Raw genomic sequence first — 21,351 nt, forward strand, 5'->3', positions numbered from 1 at the left:
CTTCCGCGGAGATGCACGGTCACAGGGCGGCGGCGAGGGCCTCGAGGTCCTCGACGGTGCCGTCCACGTGCGGGGACACCCGCAGCACCGGCCCAGTCATCTCCTCGGGCGCGCGCTCGGGGCCGGCCGCGGTGGTGACGATGCCGTGCTCGGTGAGCAGCCGCGCCCGGGTGGCGACGACGTCGACCCCGTCCGGCGGGCGCAGCGTCGTCGTGGCGGTCGGCTCGTCCAGCGGCTCCACGACCCGCCAGCCCGCGGCGCCGTCGAGGACCTGGCGCGCCGTCCGGCCCAGCGCCGCCAGCCGCTCGCGCACCCGCACCGGCCCCGCGGCCAGGTGCTCCCCGACCGCGAGCACGAGCCCGACCCGGCCGGCCACGTGCGCCTCGCCGCTCTCCAGCCCGCGCACCGGCGGCAGGTCGGCCGGGGCGGGCAGCACCGGCTGCAGCTGCGCGGCGACCGCCGGCCGGACGCAGAGGAAGCCGACGCCGCGCGGGCCGGCCAGCCACTTGCGCGAGGTCGAGTAGACGACGTCGGCGCCGAGGTCGACGTCGACGTGGCCGAGCGACTGGGCGGCGTCGAGGACCAGCGGCACCCCGTGTGCCCGGCACAGTGCCGCCACCTCGGCCGCCGGCTGGACGACGCCGCGGTGGCTGGCGACGTGGGTGAGGTGCACGAAGCGCGGCGGGTCGGTGGCCAGCAGCCGCTCGAGCGCCGCGACGTCGACCCGGCCGTCGCCGTCGACCGCGAGCGGGACCGACTCCAGCCCGGCGGCGCGCAGCATCGCGGCGTTGGGCGCGTACTCCCCGGGCGTACGGGCCACCCGCGTGCCGGCCGGCAGCCGCCACGCGGCCAGCAGCGCGGCGAGGGCGGCCTGCGCGGACTCGACGAAGGCGACGTCGGCCGCGGCCATGCCGGCCAGCCCGCCGATCACGCTGCGGCCCTGCTGCAGCAGGTCGCCGGCGGTCGCCTCGGCCACGTAGCCGCCGAGCTCGGCCTCGTGCCGCGCGTGGTGCGCGACCGCCTCGAGGACCCGGTTGCTCTGCCGGCTGCACGCGGCGGTGTCCAGGTGCCGGCCGGCCGGGCGCGGGCGGGCGGTGCGCCAGGCGTCGGCGAGGTCGTCCTGCGGCAGGCGGAGGTCGAGCGCGGTCACCCGCCCGACGGTAGGCGAACCGCCCGCGACCCCGGCAGTCGACTTGTGACCTGCGCGGATGCGGTCACCGACCTTTCTCGCACCACCTGTCCCGTCCGCCTCAACTGCCCCTCCGCCTCACCCGATAGGGCCCTGTCGCGATCCGAGGAGAGTCCGTGCTGCGTCGCCCCACCCGTCCGTCCCCCCGCCCCCGCCGGGGCGCCCGCGGTCTCGTCGCCGCCGGGGTCACCCTGGCCGTCGCCGCCGCCGGCGCCGGCACCACCGGGGTCGTCCTAACCGCCAGCAGCGCGCCCGCCGTGCCGACGGTGTTCATCGCGCAGGTGATCCCGAACACCGACCCCGAGTACGTGGGCGGTACCAACTCGACGCTGCGGCACGCGGTCCAGTCGCGGCTGGCGAACTCCGGCAACGGCGGCGTGGAGATCCACTCGATCGGCGCGGCGGCGTCGATGGCCTACAACGCGGTGGGCTACCGGGTCGCCGACAACGACCTCTACGGCATCGCGTCCACGACCGCCAACCTCGTGCAGATCCGCTCCACCGACGGCGTGGCGACGACGCTCGGCGCCGTCACCGGCCTGCCGGCCCCGTCGGGCGGTTCCTACGCCGCCGGTGCCTTCGGTGAGGGGGCCACCGCGGACGTCCTCTACGTCAAGACGAACGTGACGACCAGCGACGTGTACGCCGTCGACGTCGCCACCCGCACGGTCGTCGCCACGATCGACCCGTCCCAGGACTTCAACGCCATCGACCTCACCTGGTCCGACGGGTACCTGTGGGGCGTCGAGATCAGCGGGTCGACGAAGACCCTCATCCGGCTCGACGTCACCGGCGGCACGGTCACCCGGATCCCCACCGGCACCGTCTTCCCGTCGGCCGACGCCTCGGGCTACGGGGCGGCGTGGACCTATGGCAACGGCAACCTCGCTTTCTCCAACAACGGGACCGGCACCATCACCCAGGTGACGGTGCACGACCCGGCCGCGGCCGTGCCGACGATCACGCGGGTCTCGACCATCGCCGGCCCCTCCACCAGCAGCAACGACGGCGCCACCTCGCCGTCCGCGCCGGCCGACCTGCAGCTCACGGTCACCCCGCCCGCCCCCGCGGCGCCGAGCAGCCCGATCACCTGGCAGGTCGTCGTCAGCAACGCCGGGCCCGGCGGGTCCTCGGGCGGTGTCTTCCAGTTCGACGTCCCGGCCGGCGTGACCGCCGTGTCGGTCCCGACCGGCTGCACGCTCACCGGCGCCCACGTCCAGTGCGTGTCCGGCCAGCTGCCCGACGGCACCTCCGACACCTACGACTTCAGCGGCACCTCGCCGGCCGCGGCCACCGTCGGCTCCTCGTCGGTGGTCACGGTCATCGGCAACGAGCTGGACACCGCGGCCAACACGGCGACCCTCGTCGTCGCCCCGGCCGCCCGGACCCTCACCTCCACCGGTCCCGGCCCGGTCGCGCAGTCGGTGTCCTCCGGCGTCCCGGCCGGCGGCACCGCGACCCTGCTGGACGGCGACGGCGACCCGGTCACCAGCCTCACCGTGTCGGGGGAGGGCACCTACGCCGTCTCCGGCTCGTCGTTCACCTTCACCCCGGTGAACGGCTGGACCGGCACCGCCCCGGCCGTCGCCTTCCGGCTGACCGCGGCCGACGGCAACACCGGCACCGGCACGTACACCGCCACCGTGACCGCGCCCGCCGCCCCGGTGGCCGGGGACCGCAGCACGACCGGTGTGGGCACCGCGCCGCAGTCGACGACGGTGACCCCCGCCCCGTCCGGCGGCTCGCTCACCCTGCTCGACGCCGACGGCGACCCGGCCACCACCGTGACGGTCACCGGCGGCACCTACGCGCTCGACGCCGCCACCGCGACGGTCACCTTCACCCCGGACCTCGGCTACAGCGGCTCCCCGACTCCGGCCGCCTACCGGGTGACCGACGCCTACGGCCAGGCCGACGAGGGCGCCCACCAGCCGACCGTCACGACGCCCGCCCCGCCGTCGGCGTCGCCGTTCACCTCGACCGGCGTGGGCACCGCGGCCCAGTCGCCGGCCACGGCCGTGACCGTGCCCGGCGGTGGCTCGGTGACGCTGCTCGACGGCAGCACCCCGGTGACCACGCTGACCGTGCCGGACGAGGGCACCTACGCCCTCGACGCGGCCACCGGCGTGCTGACCTTCACGCCCGTCCTCGGCTTCTCCGGGACCGCCACCGCGGCGGACTACCGGGTGACCGACGCCTACGGCCAGACCGCTGCGAGCACCTACACCGCGGAGGTCACGCCGCCGACCGGCCCGGCCGCGCCGGCGCGGACCAGCACGGGCGTGGGGACGGCGGCGCAGGGGCAGACGCTGACCGTCCCGACGTCGGGCACGGTGACCCTGCTCGACGCCGACGGGGACCCGGTGACGTCCCTGACCGTCCCGGGTGAGGGTGGCTACGAGCTCGACCCGGCCACCGGCGCGGTCACCTTCACCCCGGTCCTCGGCTTCTCCGGCGCGGCGACCCCCGTCGACTACCGCGTGGTGGACGCCTACGGCACCTCCGCGCAGGGCATCTACACGCCCGCGGTGACCCCGCCGGCGGCGCCGGTCGTCCCCGACCGGTCCACCTCGGGACCGGCCGTCACCGCGCAGGAGACGACGGTGACCCTGCCGCCCGGCGGCACCCTCGTGCTGCTCGACGGCGGCACGCCGCGGACCACGCTGACCGTGGCCGGCCAGGGCACCTACGCGGTGGTGGGCGGCACCGTCCGGTTCACGCCCGTCGCCGGCTTCTCCGGCCCGGCGGCGCCGGTGACCACGCGGGTGACCGACGCCTACGGTCAGGCGGTCACGGCGACCTGGACGGCGACCGTCGTGCCGCCGGCCGCGCCGTCCGCGCCGACGGTGACCTCGTCCGGCACCGGCACGCAGGCGCACACGGTCAGCCTGACGGTCCCGCCCGGCGGCACGGTGACCCTGCTCGACGGCAGCACCCCGGTGACCAGCCTGACCGTGCCTGGTGAGGGCACCTACACGCTCGACCCGGCCACCGGCGCCGTCACCTTCGCGCCGGCCGCCGGCTTCTCCGGCACCGCGCACGGGGCGGCCTACCGGGTCACCGACGCCTACGGGCAGACGGCCACCGGCACCGCCGTCCCGACGGTCGCCAAGCCGTCGGCGCCCCCGGCGTCGCGGCTGAGCACGGCTGGTGCGGCCGGGGTGGCGCAGCGGGCCACCGCGATCCCGGTGCCCGCCGGCGGCAGCGTCACGCTGCTCGACGCCTCGGGGGCCGCGGTCGACACCGTCGTCGTGGCCGGCCAGGGCACCTACGTCCTCGACCGGGCCACCGGCGTGGTCACGTTCACCCCGCTGCCGGGCTTCAGCGGCGAAGCGACCCCGGTGACCTACCGGGTGACCGACGCCTACGGCCAGGCGGTGGAGGGCAGCTACGGCGCCAGCGTCGAGGCGGCCCCGGCCGCACCGGCACCGGCGGCGGCCCTCGCCTCCACCGGCACCGACGCCCTGCCGCTGCTGGTCCTCGCCGGGTTCCTCGTGGTCGGCGGCGCGGTCCTGGTCGTCGTCGGCCGGCGGCGCGGCCGGGCGGAGGTGCCGGCCTGACCTGACCGGCACGCCTGACCTGATCGGCACGGCGGCCCGGACCCACGGGGGGTCCGGGCCGCCGCGCGTCAGGTGTCGAGCTGGCCGCGGGCCACCGAGACGCCGGAGTGGGCGGGGTCGCCGTCCAGCGGCTCCACGGAGACGTCGACCACCGGGTACTCGCCGAGGTCGAGGCCGGCGGGCAGCTCGAACTCCTCGGTGCCGGCGCGGACGACGCCGAGCGGGATGAGCCCGGACACCGACTCGTCGAGCAGCCACGCCTCGTAGTAGCCCTCGGCCGGGGCGCCCGCGGTGAGCTCGACCTGCAGCACCCGGGTGCCGTCGGCCCGCTCGACCACCTCGGCGCGGCCCGAGGCGTCGCTGCCGTCGAGCGGGTCGAGCACGGTCGCGGCCACGGGGACGCCGTCGTCGCCGCGGTTGGCCAGCGCCACCGCACCCGCGCCGACGCCGAGCCCCACGACGAGCGCCGCGGCGGCGGCGAGCAGCAGGCGCGACCGGCGCGGCCGCAGCGGGACCACCGGCGCGACCGGCTCGGTAGGCGGCTCCACCGGCGCGGGCAGCGGTCCCGGCACGACGTCGGGCACCGGGCCGGCGGCCGGCGCGGACGCCGCGACGACGTCGGCGCGCGGGGCCGCGGACACCCCGGTGGCGGCGGCGATCCCGGCCCACAGCCCCGGCGGCGGCGCGACCGGCGGCCCGGGCGCGGCCAGCTCCGGCACGGCCAGCGCGTCGACGGCGCGGCGCAGTCGCGCCACCTCGCCGCGGCAGCTCTCGCAGTCGGCCAGGTGCGCGGCCTCGTCGTCGGCCAGGGGCTCGCCCAGCGCCGCGAGGCCGAGGTCCTCAGGCGTGCAGTGCGGCACCGTCCACCTCCAACCGGTCGCGCAGGCGCTCCAGGGTGCGCCGGATGTGGCTCTTGACCGTCCCCAGCGGCAGGCCGGTGCGCTCGGCGATCTGCGTGTGCGTGAGGTCGGCGAAGAAGGCGAGCTCGATGATGCCGCGCTGGGGCTGCCCGAGGCGGTCCAGCTCGCCGAGCAGCAGCACGCGGTCGGCGACGGTGCTGTCGACCGGCGCGGGACCGCCCGCGGGCGCGGCGTTCAGCTCGGCGACGGCGGCCTCGGTGGCGCGCCGCTGCCGGTCGCGCCGGGCCCAGGTGTCGGCGATCTTGTGCCGGCAGACGCCGGTCAGCCAGGCCGGGAGCGGGCCCTGCTCGGGCCGGTAACCGGCGCGCCCGGTCCAGGCGGAGATGAAGACCTGCTGCGTCACGTCCTCGGCGTCGGGGCCGGGGCCGAACGCGCGGACCGCCATCCCGTGCACCTGCGCCGCCCACCGCTCGTAGGCCCAGGCCAGCGCCTGCTCCTCGCCGGCGGCGAAGCGGCGGCCGACCTCGGCGTCGTCGGGCCCGGCCGGGCCCGCGGGCGCGGGCTCGGCCTCGGTGGTCACCCGCTCGACCCTATGCCGTCCGGAGCCCGTCCGGGACGGGAGCAGGCCGGTCACTACGCGAGCTCCGCGACCACGACGACGTTGTCGCGGTAGCCGCCGGTCTCGGGCAGGAACGGTCCGCCACAGGTGACCAGCGTCAGCCGCGGCGGCCCGTCGCGCCCGAACAGCAGGTCCACCGGGAGCGCCTGCTTGTCCAGCGTCTCGCGGGCGACCACGCGCCAGCGGGTCGTCGCGCCCGCCGCGTCGGTGACCAGGACTTCCTGTCCCGGCTCGGCCTCCCGCAGCGGGGCGAGCTCACCGAGGCCCTGCTCGGCGTCGTCGACGTGGCCGGCGAGCACCGCCGACCCGGGTGCTCCGGGCACCGGCCCGAACCGGTACCAGCCGGCCCGGCCGACGTCGTCCGGCAGCGCCATCTGCCCGTCGGGACGCACGCCGGACTCCTCCAGCGGCACGTCGACGCCGAGCGCCGGCACCTCCAGCCGCACCGGGGGGACGACGGCGGGCGCGGGTGCCGGGGCGGCGTCGCGGACGGGCACGCCCGGCACCGCCGGGACGTCGGCCGGCGGGGGAGTGCTCGACGGTGCGGGGAGCGCCTGCTCGACCGGCGCGCCCGCCGCCGCCGGCGGCCGGGTCAGAGCCCACGTCGCGGGCACGCCCACGGCGAGGGCCAGACCCAGGACCACACCGGCGGCGGCGGGACGCACGGCCGTCAGGCCCGCGTCGTGGCGAGCCGGCGCGCGGCCAGCCCGGCACCGACCAGCCCGAGCGCGGACAGGCCGAGCAGCGGGAGCGGCAGGTCGTCGTCGGCCAGGCCGGCGGTGCCACCGGGGACCCCGGAGGGCGCCGAGTGCCCGCCGCTGATCGTCTGCACGGCCAGCTCGAAGCCCGCATCCTGCGAGCCCCACGCGTAGACGATCGTCGTGGCGCCCTCGGTCACGGCCAGGTCGGCCGGGCCGAGCGCGACGGTGGAGGTGCCGGCGAGGACGACGTCGGCGCTGACCGTGCCGGCCGGCACCTCGAGCGCCGCCTCGTTCGGGTTGGTCAGGTTGGGCGCGACGACCTGGCCGCCGGCGCGGACGTCGACCGCCGGCGCGGCCGCCACGTGCCGGACGACGACGCGGCCCTGACCGGCCGGGACCGCGGAGGTGTCGTTGACGAACGGCGTGAGCGCGGGCTGGCCCTCGGCGGTGAGGTGGGCGACCACCGTGGCGTTCGCGCCGGCGGGGACCGCGACGCCGTTCGCCGACAGCAGCGGCGCGCCGGAGCCGTCGGGGGCGTCGGCGGGGAAGAGCGCCAGGTCGTAGGAGCCGGCCGGCAGCGACAGCGGGTCGGTCAGGGTGCCGGGCTGGAAGTCGTCGATGAGCCGCTCGCCGTTGGCGTACACGTCCACCGGGGTGTCCGGGACGGCGTGCAGCACGGAGACGGTGGCGGTGTCGGCCGCCGACGCCGGGGCGGCGGCGAGCGCGAGCAGCGCGCCGGTGCCGACGACGGTGGCGAGGCCGAGGGTGCGGGTCCGGGTCACGGGGTCCTCCGGGAGCTGGGGGTGCTGACACCTCCCCTTCCCGCGGCCCCGCAGGTCCGGATGCACCCGCCCTCAGATGGGCACCGAGAGGGAGACGGCGACGTCGCCGGCCGGGTCGGTCCACCAGTGCGTCGTCCGCAGCCCGGCCGCGGCGAGCTCGGCCTCCACGCCGGCGCGGCGGAACTTGGCCGACACCTCGGTGCGCAGGTCCTCGCCCGCGGCGAAGTGCACCGTCAGGTCCAGCGCCGGCACGGTGACCACCTGGTCGGTCCGTGACCGCAGCCGCATCTCGATCCACTCCTGCTCGGCGTCCCACAGCGCCACGTGGTCGAAGGCGGCCGGATCGAAGTCGGCGCCCAGCTCGCGGTCGAGCACGGTGAGCACGTTGCGGTTGAACGCGGCGGTCACGCCGGCGGCGTCGTCGTAGGCGCGGACCAGCCGCGCGGGGTCCTTGACCAGGTCGGTGCCGAGCAGGAGGGCGTCGCCGGAGGCGAGGGTGGCGGCCAGCTCGGCCAGGAACGCCGCCCGGGGGGCGGGCTCGAGGTTGCCGATCGTGGAACCGAGGAAGGCCACCAGCCGCCGTCCGGAGCGGGGCAGCAGCGTCAGGTGCTCGGTGAAGTCGCCGACCACGGCGTCGACGGCGACGCCCGGGTACTCCGCACCGATCGCCGCGCCGGCCGCCTCCAGCACGGTCGGGTCGACGTCGAAGGGGACGAAGCGCCGCAGCGTGCCGGCCCGGGTGAGCGCGTCGAGCAGCAGGCGGGTCTTCTCCGAGGTGCCGCTGCCGAGCTCGACGAGCACATCCGCGCCGGAGGCCCGGGCCATCTCGTCGGCGTGCGCAGCGAGGACCGCCCGCTCGGCGCGGGTCGGGTAGTACTCGGGCAGCCGGGTGATCTCGTCGAACAGCTCGCTGCCGCGCGCGTCGTAGAACCAGCGCGGGGACAGCCACTTCGGCGTCGCGGTCAGCCCGGCGAGGACGTCGGCCCGCAGCGCGGCCGCGGGGTCTTGGGGGGCGAGGTGGCGGGTCGTCGTCACGGGTCTCCTCTGCTCGGATCGGTCAGGTCAGCGCGGTGACGGTCAGGCCGTCGGGGGTCACCTCGACCAGCGAGCGGTCGGGGACGTCGGTCCAGGCGGGGTCGTCGTCCCACGGCTCGCTGGCCAGCGCGGTCCCCTCGTCGGTGACCAGAGCCGAGAGCGTGTCGCCCCAGGTGGTGGCCAGCAGCCGGCTGCCGTCGGCGGCGAGCAGGTTGAGCCGGGCGGCGGGATCGGCGACGCCCACCTCCCGGACGACGTCGCCGAGCGCCCCGGCGCCGCGGGAGAACACCAGCGCCGCGAGCAGCGCGCTGTCCACGGTGGACTCGGCGTCGCGCACCGGCGGCAGCACGGCGCGGTCCACCCGGCCGTTGTGCGACAGCAGCCAGCGGCCGTCGGTGAACGGCGCGACGGCGCTCTCCTCCAGCGGCATGCCCACCGTGGCAGAGCGGACGGCGGCCACCACGCACCCGGACACCAGCACCGGCGCCACCGAGGCGAACGACGGGTCGCCCCACAGCGGCCGCGCCGACCGCCACCGTGCCGGGCCCTCGCGGCCCGCCGCCCAGAACCCCACGCCCCAGCCGTCGGCGTTGACGGTGCCGTACCGCTGCCGCCGCGGCGCCCACGACTGCACCAGCAGCGACGACGGCGGCTCGAGCACCAGCGAGGACAGCGACCGGGGCCGGCCCAGCCAGGCGAGGTGGCGGCACATCAGTCCACCGACCAGGCCAGCCGGAACCCGCTGAACACCTGCCGGCGGATCGGGTGGTCCCAGTTGCGGAAGCTGGGCCGCAGGATCGAGGGCTCCACCGACCAGGCGCCGCCGCGCAGGACCCGGTGGTCGCCGCCGAAGAAGGGCGCGGAGTAGTCGGCGTAGAGCATCGGCGTGAACCCGGGCCAGGCCTCGAAGCCCGACGACGTCCACTCCCAGACGTCGCCGACCATCTGCTCGGCGCCGACCGCCGACGCGCCGCCGGGGTAGGCGCCCACCGGCGCGGGCCGCAGCGCCGAGCCGCCCAGGTTGGCCAGCGCCGGCGTCGGGGCGGCATCGCCCCACGGCCAGCGCCGTCGGCGGCCGGTGGCCGGGTCCCACACCGCGGCCTTCTCCCACTCGGCCTCGGTGGGCAGCCGGGCGCCGGCCCAGGCCGCGTAGGCCTCGGCCTCGAAGAAGCTGACGTGCTGGACCGGCTCGTCGGGCGGGATCTCCTCGAGGACGCCGAAGCGGGTGCGGACCGCGCCGGTCGGGCTCCAGTACTGCGGGCGCTCGAGATCGGCCTCCTGCCGGTGCGCCCAGCCGCGCGCCGACCACCAGCGCCGGGTGTCGTAGCCGCCGTCGGCGACGAAGGCCGCGTACTCGCCGTTGGTCACCGGCACCCGGCCGATGCGGAAGGCGGGGACGTCGACGACGTGCGCGGGCCGCTCGTTGTCCAGCGAGAACGGCTCGTCGGCGGCGTCGACCCCGAGCACGAACGGACCACCCGGCACCAGCACCGACGTGCCGGCCACCCCCGTCCGCCCCGGCGGCAGCGGGGTGCCCTCGCCCAGCAGCGGCGGGCCGGTGCGGATGGCCAGCGCCTGCAGCATCGTCTCGTCGTGCTGCTGCTCGTGGCTGACCACCATGGCCACGTCGAACGGGTCGTCGTCGGGACCGGCCCGCTCCAGCCGGTCGAGCACCCGGCCGCGGACCTCCCGGCCGAACGCGCGCGCCTCGACCGGCGGCAGCAGCGGCAGCCGCGCGCGCACCGCCCGGGGCTGGGCGAAGGCGTCGTAGAGCGCCTCCACCGCGGGCGGCAGCAGGCCCGGACGTCGGGTGTCGCCGTCGCGCAGCAGCCACAGGTCCTCCTGCTGCGCGACGTGCGCGAGGTCCCACACCAGCGGGCTCAACAGCGGGGTGTGCTGGCGCAGCAGCTCGGGCTCGTCGTGGTCGGTGAGCAGCAGCGTCCGCTGCCGCGCGGTCTCCAGGTCGCGGGCGAGCTGCTCGTGCACGGCGGTCACGGGCGCACCTCCGGGGTCTCGGTGGCGGTCAGGAGGGCGGCGGCCGGGTCGCCCGGGAGCGCGTCACCCGGGGAGCGGCCCGCCTCGGCGAGCGCGGCGAGCGCCTCGACCTCCGGCCGCAGGGACGGGTCGACGGCGGCCAGCGCGGCGGCCAGGCAGCGCACCGCGGCGGTGCGCAGGTCGCGGTCGGCCAGCCCGTCGCGGGCGGCGCGGTCCCAGGCGCCGGCCACGGGCGCGGTGGCCTCGGCCGCGGCGTCGGCGGCGCGGGCGTCGTCGAGCAGGGCGGTGGTGACGGCGGCCAGGGCCGGCCACCAGGGCTCGGGGGCGGCGTCGAGGTAGCGGATCTCCAGGTAGCCGCGCAGCCGCACCGGCGGGAAGAGCGTGGACAGGTGGTAGTCGAGGTCGGCCGCGGTGGGACGGCGCCCGCCCAGCGGGACCGCGCCGGTGACCCAGTCGGCGAAGCGGGTGCGGGGAAGCACCGGCTCGGCGGTGCCGGTGTCCGGGTCGCGGACGAGCATCACCGGTGCGGCGAGCGCGTAGTGCGCCCACTCGCCGGCCGGGTCGTCCCCGCCGAGCAGCGGGCCGCAGCGGGCCTGGTCGAGCGCGCCCCACACCTGCTGCCGCGACGAGCGCCACCCGGTGGCCCGGCCGCCGAGCAGCGGCGAGCACGCGGAGACGGCGACCAGCACGGGGCCGAGCTGGTGGGCCAGCGCCACCCGGCGGCTCCACCCACCGCGCGGGCCGGCGTCCAGGTTGACCTGCAGCGACGCGGTCGCGGTCATCATCGCCGTCCCCGCGGCGCCGCAGCCGGCGGCGGCGAAGTGCCGCTCCATCGCCCGGTAGCGCGGCGCCGGACTGACGCGGGCCGGCCGGCGCAGCGGATCGGCACCCACCGGCGCCAGACCCAGCCGCGCGGCGGCCAGCGCGGCGGCGAGCACCGCGCGGTCGGCCCGCAGCGCCGCGACCGCGGCGGCGGCGCCGGGCAGCGGCGGCCCGGACAGCTCCACCTGGCCGCCGGGCTCCAGGGTCACCCGGCTGCCGCCGGGCAGGGGAGGCAGGGCGGCCACCGCGGCGGTCACCCGCTCCCACGGCACCCGGACGGCCGGGGCGTCGACGTCGACCAGGTGCGCCTCGAGCTCCAGGCCGACCGCGCCGGTGGGGCCGGGCCGCAGCGCGCCGGCGGTGACCGCGTCGACGGCGGTCTCAAGGTCGAGCGCGGTGCGCTCCTCCACGGCAGGGGCCACGGGGCCCACCCCCTCCAGGTCCGGACCGGTCGCCGGGGCGACCGCGGGTCGGTGCGGGGGCGGCTCCGCGCGGGGGGCCGTCCTCGTCTGTCATCCATGCACTACACGACGGTGGTGACAAGCCCTCCCCGGACGTGCACCGCGCCGTCGTCCGGTGTTCGCGGGAGGATCCCCGGGTGGATTCCCCGCGCGACCGCGACGCCGCGGGGCGGGCCCGCAACGCCCGCCCCCGCGACGCCCTCGGCCGTCCGCTGCCGCACGGCGCGGCCGGGGAGGAGCGGGCGCCGGAGGGGGTGCCGCGCACGCCGGACGAGGCGCTCACCGAGGCGCAGCGGCTGCTCGACGCCGGCCGCCCGTTCCACGCCCACGAGGTGCTCGAGGACGCCTGGAAGGCCGCGCCGGGGGAGGAGCGGCAGCTGTGGCGGGGCCTGGCGCAGCTCGCCGTCGGCCTCACCCACGCCGCCCGGGGCAACGACCGCGGCGCCGCCCGGCTGGTCGAGCGGGGTGCGGACAACGTGGCGCCCTACGCGGCGGCACCGCCGCACGGGATCGACGTCGCCGGGCTGCTGGAGTGGGCGCGGAGGCCGCCCGCCGTGGACCGGCCGTTCCTGCTGCGCGACCCTGCTGCCGACGCTGCTGCCGACCCTGGCCCGGCCCGCCGGCCGCGGGCAGACTCGACCGGGGAGGTCCCATGAGGAGCTTTGAGGCGACGGTCCGGATCGACGCGAGCCCGGAGGAGGTCTGGCGGGACCTGGTCGACGTCGGCTCGTGGCGCGACTGGGACTCCGGCGTCGACCGGGTCGAGGGCCGCGTCGCGCTGGGGGAGCGGCTGACGCTCTACGCCACGATGATCCGCAGCCGCCCGTTCGCGGTCACCGTCACCGAGCTCCGGCCGCGGGAGGTCATGCGCTGGCGCGGCGGGCTGCCGCTGGGCCTGGCCGTCATCGAGCGCACCTACCAGCTCGACGCGCAGGACGACGGCGGCACGGTGCTCACCGTCCGCGAGGACCAGACCGGCCCGCTGGCCTGGGTGACCGAGCGCGCGACGCCGGATCTCAACCCGTCGTTCCGCCAGTTCTGCGCCGGGGTCAAGGCCCGGGCCGAGGGCCGCGCCCGCACCTCCGGCTGACCCACCGTGCACTTCCGCGGAAGTGCACCGCGCATCTCCGCGGATGTGCACGGTCGGCGGCACCTGAGCGCGGGCCGGGCCCGGCGGTGACACGATCGTCGTGTGACCAGTGACACAGCTGCGGATCCCACCGCCCTGGGCGAGCCGACCGGCGTCCCCCGCGGGCCGGTGACCTCGGCGTCCTACTCGATCACCGTCCGGCTCTCCGCCGACGGCGACCCGGCGAGCATCGGCCGCATCGCGACCGCGGTGGGCACGGCCGGCGGCGCGGTGACCGCGATCGACGTCGTGGAGTCCCGGCCCGACGGGCTCACCGTCGACGTCACGTGCTCGGCCGCCGACGCCCCGCACTCCGACGAGGTGGTCGAGGCGCTGCGCGCCGTCCCCGGCGTGGCCGTGCGCAAGGTCAGCGACCGCACCTTCCTGCTGCACCTGGGCGGCAAGCTCGAGGTCGCCTCGAAGGTGCCGCTCAAGACCCGCGACGACCTCTCGATGGCCTACACGCCGGGCGTGGCCCGCGTCTGCCTGGCGCTGGCCGAGCACCCCGAGGACGTGCGCCGCCTGACCATCAAGGGCAACACGGTCGCCGTCGTCACCGATGGGTCGGCCGTCCTCGGCCTCGGCGACCTCGGGCCCGGCGCGGCCCTGCCGGTGATGGAGGGCAAGGCCGCGCTGTTCAAGCGGTTCGCCGACATCGACGCCTGGCCGATCTGCCTGGACACCCAGGACGTCGACGAGATCGTGCGCACCGTCGAGCTCATCGCGCCCGGCTTCGGCGGCATCAACCTCGAGGACATCGCCGCACCCCGCTGCTTCGAGATCGAGGCCCGGCTGCGCGAGCGGCTCGACGTCCCCGTCTTCCACGACGACCAGCACGGGACGGCGATCGTGGCGCTGGCCGCCCTGCGCAACGCCCTGCGCGTGGTGGACAAGCACCTGCCCGACGTCCGGATCGTCGTCGCCGGGGCCGGCGCGGCCGGGACGGCGATCGTGCACCTGCTGCTGGAGGCCGGGGCCGGGCAGGTGCTCGTGTGGGACCGCGAGGGCATCCTCTCGCCCGACGACGAGCGGCTGTCCCCGGCCAAGGCCGACCTCGCCCGGCGCACCAACCCAGCCGGCGTGCGCGGCGAGCTGCCCGACGCCCTCGTCGGCGCCGACGTGTTCATCGGCGTGAGCGCCGGCAACGTGCTGCCCGTCGAGGCGCTGACCGCCATGGCCGAGCGCGCGGTGGTCTTCCCGATGGCCAACCCGACGCCGGAGGTCGACCCGGTGCGCGCCCGCCAGCACGCCGCCGTCGTCGCCTCGGGCCGGTCGGACCTGCCCAACCAGATCAACAACGTGCTGGCCTTCCCCGGCGTCTTCCGGGGGCTGCTCGACGCCCGCGCCCGCGAGATCAGCGACGGGATGCTGCTGGCGGCGGCCGACGCGCTGGCCGCGATCGTCCGCGACGACCAGCTCAACGCCAACTACATCATCCCGAGCGTCTTCGACCCCGCCGTCACGCAGGCGGTGGCCGCCGCGGTCGCCGAGCAGGCCCGCGCCGAGCCCGGCGCCACCGCCACCGTCACCGACCGGACGTCGCTCGGCGGCTGAACCCGTGTGCACTTCCGCGGAAGTGCACACGTTCGGGGACGACGGCGGGCGGGTGCGGCGGGGATCATGGCCGCGTGCCCGAGTTGCCCGAGGTGGAGGCGCTGGCGGCGTTCCTCCGGGAGAACGCCGTCGGCCGGGTGGTCGCGCGCGCCGACCTGACCGCGCTGCAGGCGCTCAAGACGTTCGACCCGCCGCTGTCGGCGCTGGCCGGCCTCGAGGTCACCGGCGCCTCCCGGCACGGCAAGTTCCTCGACCTCGACGTCTCCGGCCTGCACCTCGTCGTGCACCTGGCCCGTGCCGGGTGGCTGCACTGGCGCACCGGCCTGCCTCCCGCCCCGCCCAAGCCCGGCAAGGGCCCGCTGGCGCTCCGGGTCCACCTCGACGACGGCAACGGCTTCGACCTCACCGAGCAGGGCACCCGCAAGAGCCTCGCCGTCTACCTCGTCCGCTCGCCGTCGGAGGTGCCCGGCATCGGCCGGCTCGGCCCCGACGCGCTCGCCGTCGACCGCGAGCAGTTCGCCGCGCTGCTCGGCGGCCGGCACGGGCAGGTCAAGGGCGCGCTGACCGACCAGACGATGCTCTCCGGCATCGGCAACGCCTACTCCGACGAGATCCTGCACACCGCCCGGCTCTCGCCGTTCAAGATGGCCGACAAGCTCACCGACGACGAGGTCATCCGCCTCTACGACGCGATGCGGGCCACGCTCACCGACGCCCTCGACCGCCAGGTCGGGCAGAGGGCGGCGACGCTCAAGGGCGAGAAGCGGTCGGGCTTCCAGGTGCACGCCCGCACCGGCCTGCCCTGCCCGGTGTGCGGCGACACGGTGCGCGAGGTCAGCTTCGCCGACACCTCGCTGCAGTACTGCCCGACCTGCCAGACCGGCGGCAAGCCGCTGGCCGACCGGCGGATGAGCAAGCTGCTGCGCTGAGAGCGGTCCCAGCCCGCCGAGGGGTCCCCGGCAGGGCCCGGCGGGTGGTACGACGGCTGCGTGCGAGACGACCCGCCGCCGTCGGTCACCCTCGAGCACGTGGCACGTGCCGCGGGCGTCTCCCGTGCGACGGTGTCCCGGGTGGTCAGCGGCACCGGGCCGGTGTCGGCGACCACCGTGCACCGCGTCCGCGCCGCCGCCGAGGAGACCCTGTTCTTCCCCTCCGAGCTCGTGGTGCGCCGCAGCGCCTGAGGCCTCAGCCGGCCCGCAGCGCCGACAGCCGCGACAGCACCCGCGTGAGCACGGCGCTGCCCGCGCCCGCGTCATCGGCCTCCGGTCCGGCCGACCCGACGGCGCTCCACCAGTCCTCCAGCGGCGGCGGGGACAGGACGTCGACCCGCTGACCCGGCCGCGGCACGAGGACCTCCACCCCCGAGCGGCCGGCGGCGGCCAGCAGCCGCTGCACCGGCTCGGCCCAGCGGTGGAACGCCAGGTTGAACGTGGCCCAGTGCACCGGAAGCAGCGCCCGCCCGCCGAGGTCGCCGTGCGCGCGCACCGCCTCCTCGGGGTCCATGTGGATGTGCTTCCAGGCGTCGTTGTAGGCGCCGATCGGCATGAGCGTCAGGTCGAAGGGGCCCAGCCGCGCGCCGATGCCGGCGAAGGCCGGGGTGTAGCCGGTGTCGCCGCCGAAGAAGACGCGGTGCCGGGGGCCGGCCACCACCCACGACGACCAGAGCGTGGTGTCGCGGGTCAGGTAGCGCCCGGAGAAGTGCCGCGCCTCGGTGCAGGTGAGCGTGAGGTCGCCGACCGTCGTCGCGCCGTCCCAGTCCAGCTCGACGACCCGGTCCTCGGGCACGCCCCAGTGCCGCAGGTGCACGCCCACGCCCAGCGGGACGACGAACGGCGCGTTCTGCTGCTCGACCAGCGCCCGCACCGTGGGCAGGTCCAGGTGGTCGTAGTGGTCGTGGGAGATCAGGATCGCGTCGACCCGCGGGAGCGTCTTCACCGGCGCCGGCGGCTCGTGCAGCCGGGTCGGGCCGAACACCGGCGACGGCGACACGCGGAACCCCCACACCGGGTCCACCAGCACGCGGGCGCCGTCGACCTCCAGCAGCGCGCTGGAGTGCCCGTACCAGGTGACGGCGAGCTCGCCGGCATCGGCCGGGACCTCCGGGCTGACCAGCGGCACCGGGCGGGCCGGGAGGCCGACGTGCCGGTCGTCGTGCCACTGCCGCAGCAGGCCGCGGCGGGCGTTGGGCGGCGGCAGGCTCGGCGTGGGCAGCGTGTTGCGGAACCGCCCGTCGGACCACTGCGGCGAGCCGGCCGCCGTCGGGCGGATCTCGCGCCGGCCGGCGCCGATCGCCGTGGGCAGCCCCCAGGCGGCGCGGGCGACGAAACCGACGGGCAGGGCGAGGGCGGCGGCGGTCAGGGCGCTGCGACGGCGGGACGGCACGACGTCCATCTTCCCAGCCCGGCGCGGGGGTCCGCCGCGACCCGCGTCACCGCGACGAGGCGCCGTACGGTCGCACCCGTCGACGACGAGGAGGCGCGATGTCGCAGGACGAGGGACCCTCCCCGCAGCCGGCCGGGGGACCCGACGAGGGCGGGGATCCGGCGTGCTGGCTGGCGCGGGTGTGCCCGGCGTGCGGCCGGCTCGCCGACGAGGACCCGCCGACGCGCTGCGCCGCGTGCGGCGCGGAGCTCACCGCGGACTGACACCCGCCGTCCTGGCGCCGTGGTGCCCGTCCTCACGTTGCAGAGCGGGGGCGGGCACCGCGCGGTGGGGGCGGCCCCTCAGGCGACAGCGAAGTCGGCGAGCGCGCGGCGCAGGGCCACGCCGAGGCGGTCGGAGCGCACGTGCAGCTCGTCGCGCATCGCCAGCGGCAGCCCGGTGCTGGCCATCTGCGCCTGCAGCCCGAGGTCCTCGGCGAGCAGCCGCTCCTCGGCGGCGACCGCGGCGGCCACCTCGTCGGGGCCGGGCAGCGGCTCGCCGGGACCGGCCGACAGCAGCACGCAGGTGTAGATCCGCGTGGAGTCGGCGTCCTCGGGCTGCAGCAGGAACAGGACCGTCGTCGCCGCGCCCGTGTCGAGGAGGTCCAGCCGCAGCCGCAGCTGGAACGGCGCCCGGTGGACGTGGGTGACCCGGCGGCGGGCCGGCCGCTCCCCGTGCTCCTGCACGCTGCTGAACCCGCCCGGCTCCGGCGTCACCTCGGGAGTGGGCACTTCCACCGCGCCGGCCGCGGACGGGTGCACGAAGGGGGAGTGGGCGGCGTCGAGGAAGGTGTCGGCCAGCGGACCGGCCGGCCCGGCCGAGCGGGCCGGCGGCAGCCAGCGGCGGACGAAGCGCCGGTCGCCGTCCTCGGGCAGCTCCAGCGGGACGTCGCGCGGCTCCGCCGGTGCCAGCCAGACGACGCCGAACCGCTCGCGCACGCCCCAGGCCGGCGGGTCGGCCACCAGGCCGTCGGCGCCACGGGACAGCGACCACGTCCGGCCGAGCAGCCGCACCTGCAGCCAGCCGCCGGGGCGCAGCTCGCGGGAGAGCGCCACGGGGTGCCAGGCGTGCTCCAGCGACGGGTCGAGGTTGCCGAACACCGGACCCGACGGGGGCCCGGGCGCGGGGGCCGGCTCGGGCACCGGCTCGGCCGCGGGCGCCGGCGGCAGGGTGACGTCGGTGCGCTCGGGGGCCAGCCAGATCCAGCCGTGCCGCTCCTCGACGGCCCACGGCACCGGCAGGTCCGCCCGCGGCGGTGCCGTCCCGTCGGGTCCCAGCGAGGGGACGTCCACGCAGCGGCCCTCGGCGTCGAACCGCCACCCGTGGTACGGGCACTGCAGCCGGCCCCCCACCACGCTCGCCGCCGCGAGCGGGACCAGCCGGTGCGGGCAGCGGGCCGGGAAGGCGCTGACCTCGGCGCCCGGACGCAGCCGGACGACGACGTACGCGCGTCCCCCGGCGCCGACGGGCACCGGCGTCGTCCCGACCTCGGTGGCGCGGGCCACCGGGAACCAACCCGTCGACCGTGCGGTCGACGTCCGTGCCGTCGCGGTCATGACCCATTGCACCGCCGGCGCACTACCGGGGCGTTACGCCTGCCAGAAGCTCAGGTCACGGCTCGGCACCGAAACTTTCGGTGGTTTCCGACCCCACGGCCCCCGACCTATGGTGATCGCGCTCACAGGCCCGTCGACGAGGGAGACACCGTGACCGAACCCGCCGAACGGCGGTTGCTGACGCCGGAGGAGTACCGGCAGGCACAGGACTCGCCGGAGTTCACCGAACTGCGCCGGCGCTTCCGGCGCTTCGCCTTCCCGATGACCGTGGCCTTCCTGGCCTGGTACCTGCTCTACGTCCTGCTCTCGACGTACGCGCCGGACTTCATGGCCACCCCGGTCTTCGGCAACGTCAACGTCGGGCTCCTGCTCGGCCTGGCCCAGTTCGTGTCGACGTTCGTGATCACGCACCTCTACGTCGCGCACGCGAACCGGAGGACCGACCCGATCGCCGACGAGATGCGCGAGCGGCTCGAGTCCCACCAGTACGCCGGCGGCGGCCGCGCGACCGACCTGTCGAAGGGGTCCACCCGTGGCTGACCTCTCCGTCGTCGCCGCGGACAGCGGCACCATCGGCAGCCCCGCCGTCAACATCTCGATCTTCGGCGCGTTCGTCGTGGTCACCCTGGTGATCACCTTCCGGGCCAGCCGCAACAACAAGAGCGCCGCCGACTACTACGCCGCCGGCCGCAACATCAGCGGCACCCAGAACGGCCTGGCCATCGCCGGTGACTACCTGTCGGCGGCCTCGTTCCTCGGCATCGCCGGGGCCATCGCCGTGTACGGCTACGACGGCTTCCTGTACTCCATCGGCTTCCTCGTGGCCTGGCTCGTGGCGCTGCTCCTGGTCGCCGAGCTCATGCGCAACACCGCCCGCTATACGATGGCCGACGTCCTGGCCTTCCGGATGCGGCAGGGCCCGGTCCGCACCGCGGCGGCCATCTCCACGCTCGCGGTCTCGCTGTTCTACCTGCTGGCGCAGATGGCGGGTGCCGGCGGGCTGGTGACGCTGCTGCTCGGGATCACCGGCGAGGCCGCGCAGGCGCTCGTCGTCGTCCTGGTCGGCGCGCTGATGATCATCTACGTGCTGGTCGGCGGCATGCGCGGCACCACGTACGTGCAGATCATCAAGGCCTCGCTGCTCATCGCCGGCGCGCTGGTCATGACCCTGTGGGTGCTGACCAAGTTCGGGTTCAACCTGTCCGCGCTGCTCGGCGACGCGCAGGCGGTGGCGGTCGAGGGCCGGGACGTCCTCGCCCCCGGCGCGCAGTACGGCGCCACCAGCACCTCGAAGCTGGACTTCGTCTCCCTCGGCCTGGCCCTGGTGCTCGGCACGGCCGGCCTCCCGCACGTGCTGATGCGCTTCTACACCGTGCCGACGGCGAAGGACGCCCGTCGCTCGGTGGTCTGGGCGATCTGGCTGATCGGCGTCTTCTACCTGTTCAGCCTGGTCATCGGCTACGGCGCCGGTGCGCTGGTCGGCCCCGAGACGATCCTCGGCGCTCCCGGTGCGGTCAACTCCGCCGCTCCGCTGCTGGCCTTCGAGCTGGGCGGGACGATCCTGCTCGGCATCATCGCCGGCGTCGCGTTCGCGACGATCCTCGCGGTGGTCGCCGGCCTGACGATCACCGCCTCGGCGTCCTTCGCGCACGACGTCTACGCCTCGGTGATCAAGAAGGGTCAGGTGCCGCCGAACGGTGAGGTGCGGGTCGCCCGCATCACCGCCGTGGTCATCGGCGCCATCTCGATCGGCCTGGGCATCCTGGCGCTGCAGGCCGGGCTGAACATCGCCTTCCTGGTGGCGCTGGCGTTCGCGGTGGCGGCCTCGGCCAACCTGCCGACCATCCTCTACACGCTGTTCTGGAAGCGGTTCACCACCCAGGGCGCGCTGTGGTCGATGTACGGCGGGCTGATCACCTGCCTGGTGCTGATCATCTTCTCGCCGGTCGTGTCGGGTGCGCCGGTCAACCCGGCCACCGGGCTGTCCCCGTCGCTGTTCCAGGACGTGGACTTCCACTGGTTCCCGCTGAACAACCCGGGCATCATCTCCATCCCACTGTCGTTCTTCCTCGGCTGGCTGGGCACCGTCCTGTCCAAGGAGAAGCCGGACCTCGACAAGAACGCCGAGCTCGAGGTGCGCTCACTCACCGGGATCGGCGCGGAGAAGGCCGTCCAGCACTAGAAGGACCTCCGTGCCCCCCACCGCTCGCTCCGCTCGGGTCGGGACCCTGCCAGGGGGCCGTTCCAGCACTCCACGCCGAGGCGCGCGTCCCCTGACGGGGGCGCGCGCCTCGTGCGTTCAGGCGGCCCGGACGGCGGGCGCGGCCTCGGGGAGGACGGCGTCGGGCAGCGCGGTGTCGACGGTCGTGACGGCCGTCGCGGTGGAGAGCGCGCCGCGGCGGGAGCGGCGGACCGCCCAGCGCGTGGCGAGGGCGGCGAGGACGACGAGGCCGGCCAGCGCCTCGCGGGCCGAGCCGGTGGCGGCACTGGCGACGGCGACGGCGAGCGCCGCCGCGTAGACCACCGTCACGGCGACGGCGGGGGTGGGCAGGTGCACGGGGACCTCCGGGGACTGCCGGTTGTCACGGGATGCGCCCGCCGGGCCGGCGGCCGGGCTGCGGGAGCCCGGCCACCGGCACGGCGACGGCGCGGGAGTGCGGTGGGTCA

21 protein-coding genes are annotated in these 21,351 nt (G+C 76.6%); 9 read left to right on the top strand and 12 right to left on the bottom strand.

The genetic code is table 11. The annotated features are described in order from the left end of the window. Positions 1-19: 19 nt before the first annotated feature. Positions 20-1,150 (bottom strand): ergothioneine biosynthesis PLP-dependent enzyme EgtE, encoded by a 1,131-nt coding sequence (egtE, locus tag FN207_RS21120; protein WP_221888338.1) that lies wholly within the window; start codon positions 1,148-1,150, stop codon positions 20-22. A gap of 155 nt (positions 1,151-1,305) precedes the next feature. Here egtE and FN207_RS21125 point away from each other — a divergent pair, with 155 nt between their 5' ends. Then, positions 1,306-4,749 (top strand): DUF6923 family protein, encoded by a 3,444-nt coding sequence (locus FN207_RS21125; protein ID WP_142460433.1) that lies wholly within the window; start codon positions 1,306-1,308, stop codon positions 4,747-4,749. 68 nt (positions 4,750-4,817) lie between these two features. Here the strand turns inward: FN207_RS21125 and FN207_RS21130 are convergent, their stop codons facing one another. The 8 genes from FN207_RS21130 to egtA form a co-directional block, all read right to left on the bottom strand. Beyond that, the gene (locus tag FN207_RS21130; protein ID WP_142460434.1) at positions 4,818-5,609 is read right to left on the bottom strand and encodes an anti-sigma factor; all 792 of its coding nucleotides are present in this window, start codon (positions 5,607-5,609) and stop codon (positions 4,818-4,820) included. Beyond that, complete coding sequence (locus tag FN207_RS21135; protein ID WP_246066232.1) at positions 5,590-6,189, bottom strand: RNA polymerase sigma factor; 600 nt, start codon at positions 6,187-6,189, stop codon at positions 5,590-5,592. Before FN207_RS21135 ends, FN207_RS21130 begins: the two co-directional genes overlap by 20 nt. Positions 6,190-6,242: 53 nt before the next feature. After that, positions 6,243-6,893: a class F sortase gene (locus FN207_RS21140; RefSeq protein WP_142460436.1), complete on the bottom strand. Its 651-nt coding sequence runs from the start codon at positions 6,891-6,893 to the stop codon at positions 6,243-6,245. 5 nt (positions 6,894-6,898) lie between these two features. After that, positions 6,899-7,711: a DUF4397 domain-containing protein gene (locus tag FN207_RS21145; protein ID WP_142460437.1), complete on the bottom strand. Its 813-nt coding sequence runs from the start codon at positions 7,709-7,711 to the stop codon at positions 6,899-6,901. Positions 7,712-7,783: 72 nt separating this feature from the next. Further along, positions 7,784-8,746 (bottom strand): L-histidine N(alpha)-methyltransferase, encoded by a 963-nt coding sequence (gene egtD, locus FN207_RS21150; RefSeq protein WP_142460438.1) that lies wholly within the window; start codon positions 8,744-8,746, stop codon positions 7,784-7,786. A 22-nt stretch (positions 8,747-8,768) separates the two neighbouring features. Continuing rightward, positions 8,769-9,458 (bottom strand): ergothioneine biosynthesis protein EgtC, encoded by a 690-nt coding sequence (gene egtC / locus FN207_RS21155; protein ID WP_142460439.1) that lies wholly within the window; start codon positions 9,456-9,458, stop codon positions 8,769-8,771. Beyond that, a complete protein-coding gene (gene egtB, locus FN207_RS21160) occupies positions 9,458-10,741 on the bottom strand; it encodes an ergothioneine biosynthesis protein EgtB (protein ID WP_142460440.1) in 1,284 nt (427 codons plus the stop codon). Before egtB ends, egtC begins: the two co-directional genes overlap by 1 nt. Continuing rightward, positions 10,738-11,985, bottom strand: coding sequence for an ergothioneine biosynthesis glutamate--cysteine ligase EgtA (gene egtA / locus FN207_RS21165; RefSeq protein ID WP_142460441.1), 1,248 nt, complete (start codon positions 11,983-11,985; stop codon positions 10,738-10,740). Before egtA ends, egtB begins: the two co-directional genes overlap by 4 nt. 176 nt (positions 11,986-12,161) lie before the next feature. Here egtA and FN207_RS21170 point away from each other — a divergent pair, with 176 nt between their 5' ends. From FN207_RS21170 to FN207_RS21190, 5 genes are all read left to right on the top strand, one after another. Next, the gene (locus FN207_RS21170; RefSeq protein WP_142460442.1) at positions 12,162-12,680 is read left to right on the top strand and encodes a DUF309 domain-containing protein; all 519 of its coding nucleotides are present in this window, start codon (positions 12,162-12,164) and stop codon (positions 12,678-12,680) included. Then, positions 12,677-13,114 carry an SRPBCC domain-containing protein gene (locus tag FN207_RS21175; RefSeq protein ID WP_110906599.1) on the top strand — a complete coding sequence of 146 codons (438 nt, stop codon included), beginning with the start codon at positions 12,677-12,679 and terminating at the stop codon, positions 13,112-13,114. The genes FN207_RS21170 and FN207_RS21175 overlap by 4 nt, the downstream gene beginning before the upstream one ends. 102 nt (positions 13,115-13,216) lie before the next feature. After that, complete coding sequence (locus tag FN207_RS21180) at positions 13,217-14,707, top strand: NAD-dependent malic enzyme (protein WP_142460443.1); 1,491 nt, start codon at positions 13,217-13,219, stop codon at positions 14,705-14,707. Positions 14,708-14,781: 74 nt separating this feature from the next. Continuing rightward, positions 14,782-15,636, top strand: a complete 855-nt coding sequence (locus FN207_RS21185; RefSeq protein ID WP_142460444.1) for an Fpg/Nei family DNA glycosylase — start codon at positions 14,782-14,784, stop codon at positions 15,634-15,636. Positions 15,637-15,735: 99 nt separating this feature from the next. Then, the gene (locus FN207_RS21190; protein WP_246066233.1) at positions 15,736-15,888 is read left to right on the top strand and encodes a LacI family DNA-binding transcriptional regulator; all 153 of its coding nucleotides are present in this window, start codon (positions 15,736-15,738) and stop codon (positions 15,886-15,888) included. 4 nt (positions 15,889-15,892) lie between these two features. Here FN207_RS21190 and FN207_RS21195 read toward each other — a convergent pair whose 3' ends face one another. Continuing rightward, positions 15,893-17,098, bottom strand: a complete 1,206-nt coding sequence (locus tag FN207_RS21195) for an MBL fold metallo-hydrolase (RefSeq protein ID WP_142460446.1) — start codon at positions 17,096-17,098, stop codon at positions 15,893-15,895. An 89-nt stretch (positions 17,099-17,187) separates the two neighbouring features. On the opposite strand from FN207_RS21195, the gene FN207_RS26490 reads away from it, so the two are divergent. Further along, complete coding sequence (locus tag FN207_RS26490) at positions 17,188-17,352, top strand: hypothetical protein (protein ID WP_185938474.1); 165 nt, start codon at positions 17,188-17,190, stop codon at positions 17,350-17,352. Positions 17,353-17,430: 78 nt separating this feature from the next. Here FN207_RS26490 and FN207_RS21200 read toward each other — a convergent pair whose 3' ends face one another. Beyond that, positions 17,431-18,633, bottom strand: coding sequence for a Rieske 2Fe-2S domain-containing protein (locus FN207_RS21200; protein WP_246066234.1), 1,203 nt, complete (start codon positions 18,631-18,633; stop codon positions 17,431-17,433). Positions 18,634-18,834: 201 nt separating this feature from the next. On the opposite strand from FN207_RS21200, the gene FN207_RS21205 reads away from it, so the two are divergent. Further along, positions 18,835-19,224 carry a DUF485 domain-containing protein gene (locus FN207_RS21205; RefSeq protein WP_142460448.1) on the top strand — a complete coding sequence of 130 codons (390 nt, stop codon included), beginning with the start codon at positions 18,835-18,837 and terminating at the stop codon, positions 19,222-19,224. Continuing rightward, a complete protein-coding gene (locus tag FN207_RS21210; RefSeq protein ID WP_142460449.1) occupies positions 19,217-20,866 on the top strand; it encodes a solute symporter family protein in 1,650 nt (549 codons plus the stop codon). The genes FN207_RS21205 and FN207_RS21210 overlap by 8 nt, the downstream gene beginning before the upstream one ends. 117 nt (positions 20,867-20,983) lie before the next feature. Here the strand turns inward: FN207_RS21210 and FN207_RS21215 are convergent, their stop codons facing one another. Further along, positions 20,984-21,241, bottom strand: coding sequence for a hypothetical protein (locus tag FN207_RS21215; RefSeq protein WP_142460450.1), 258 nt, complete (start codon positions 21,239-21,241; stop codon positions 20,984-20,986). Positions 21,242-21,351: the final 110 nt, after the last annotated feature.

This window comes from Geodermatophilus aquaeductus (assembly GCF_900182545.1).
In the GTDB taxonomy this organism is placed as follows: Bacteria; Actinomycetota; Actinomycetes; order Mycobacteriales; family Geodermatophilaceae; genus Geodermatophilus; species Geodermatophilus aquaeductus.

Bases quoted from the DNA above. Each gene is read 5' to 3' on its own strand.
- FN207_RS21175 (WP_110906599.1), top strand. From the start codon at position 12,677: ATGAGGAGCTTTGAGGCGACGGTCCGGATCGACGCGAGCCCGGAGGAG.
- egtC (WP_142460439.1), bottom strand. From the start codon at position 9,458: ATGTGCCGCCACCTCGCCTGGCTGGGCCGGCCCCGGTCGCTGTCCTCG.
- FN207_RS21195 (WP_142460446.1), bottom strand. From the start codon at position 17,098: ATGGACGTCGTGCCGTCCCGCCGTCGCAGCGCCCTGACCGCCGCCGCC.
- FN207_RS26490 (WP_185938474.1), top strand. From the start codon at position 17,188: ATGTCGCAGGACGAGGGACCCTCCCCGCAGCCGGCCGGGGGACCCGAC.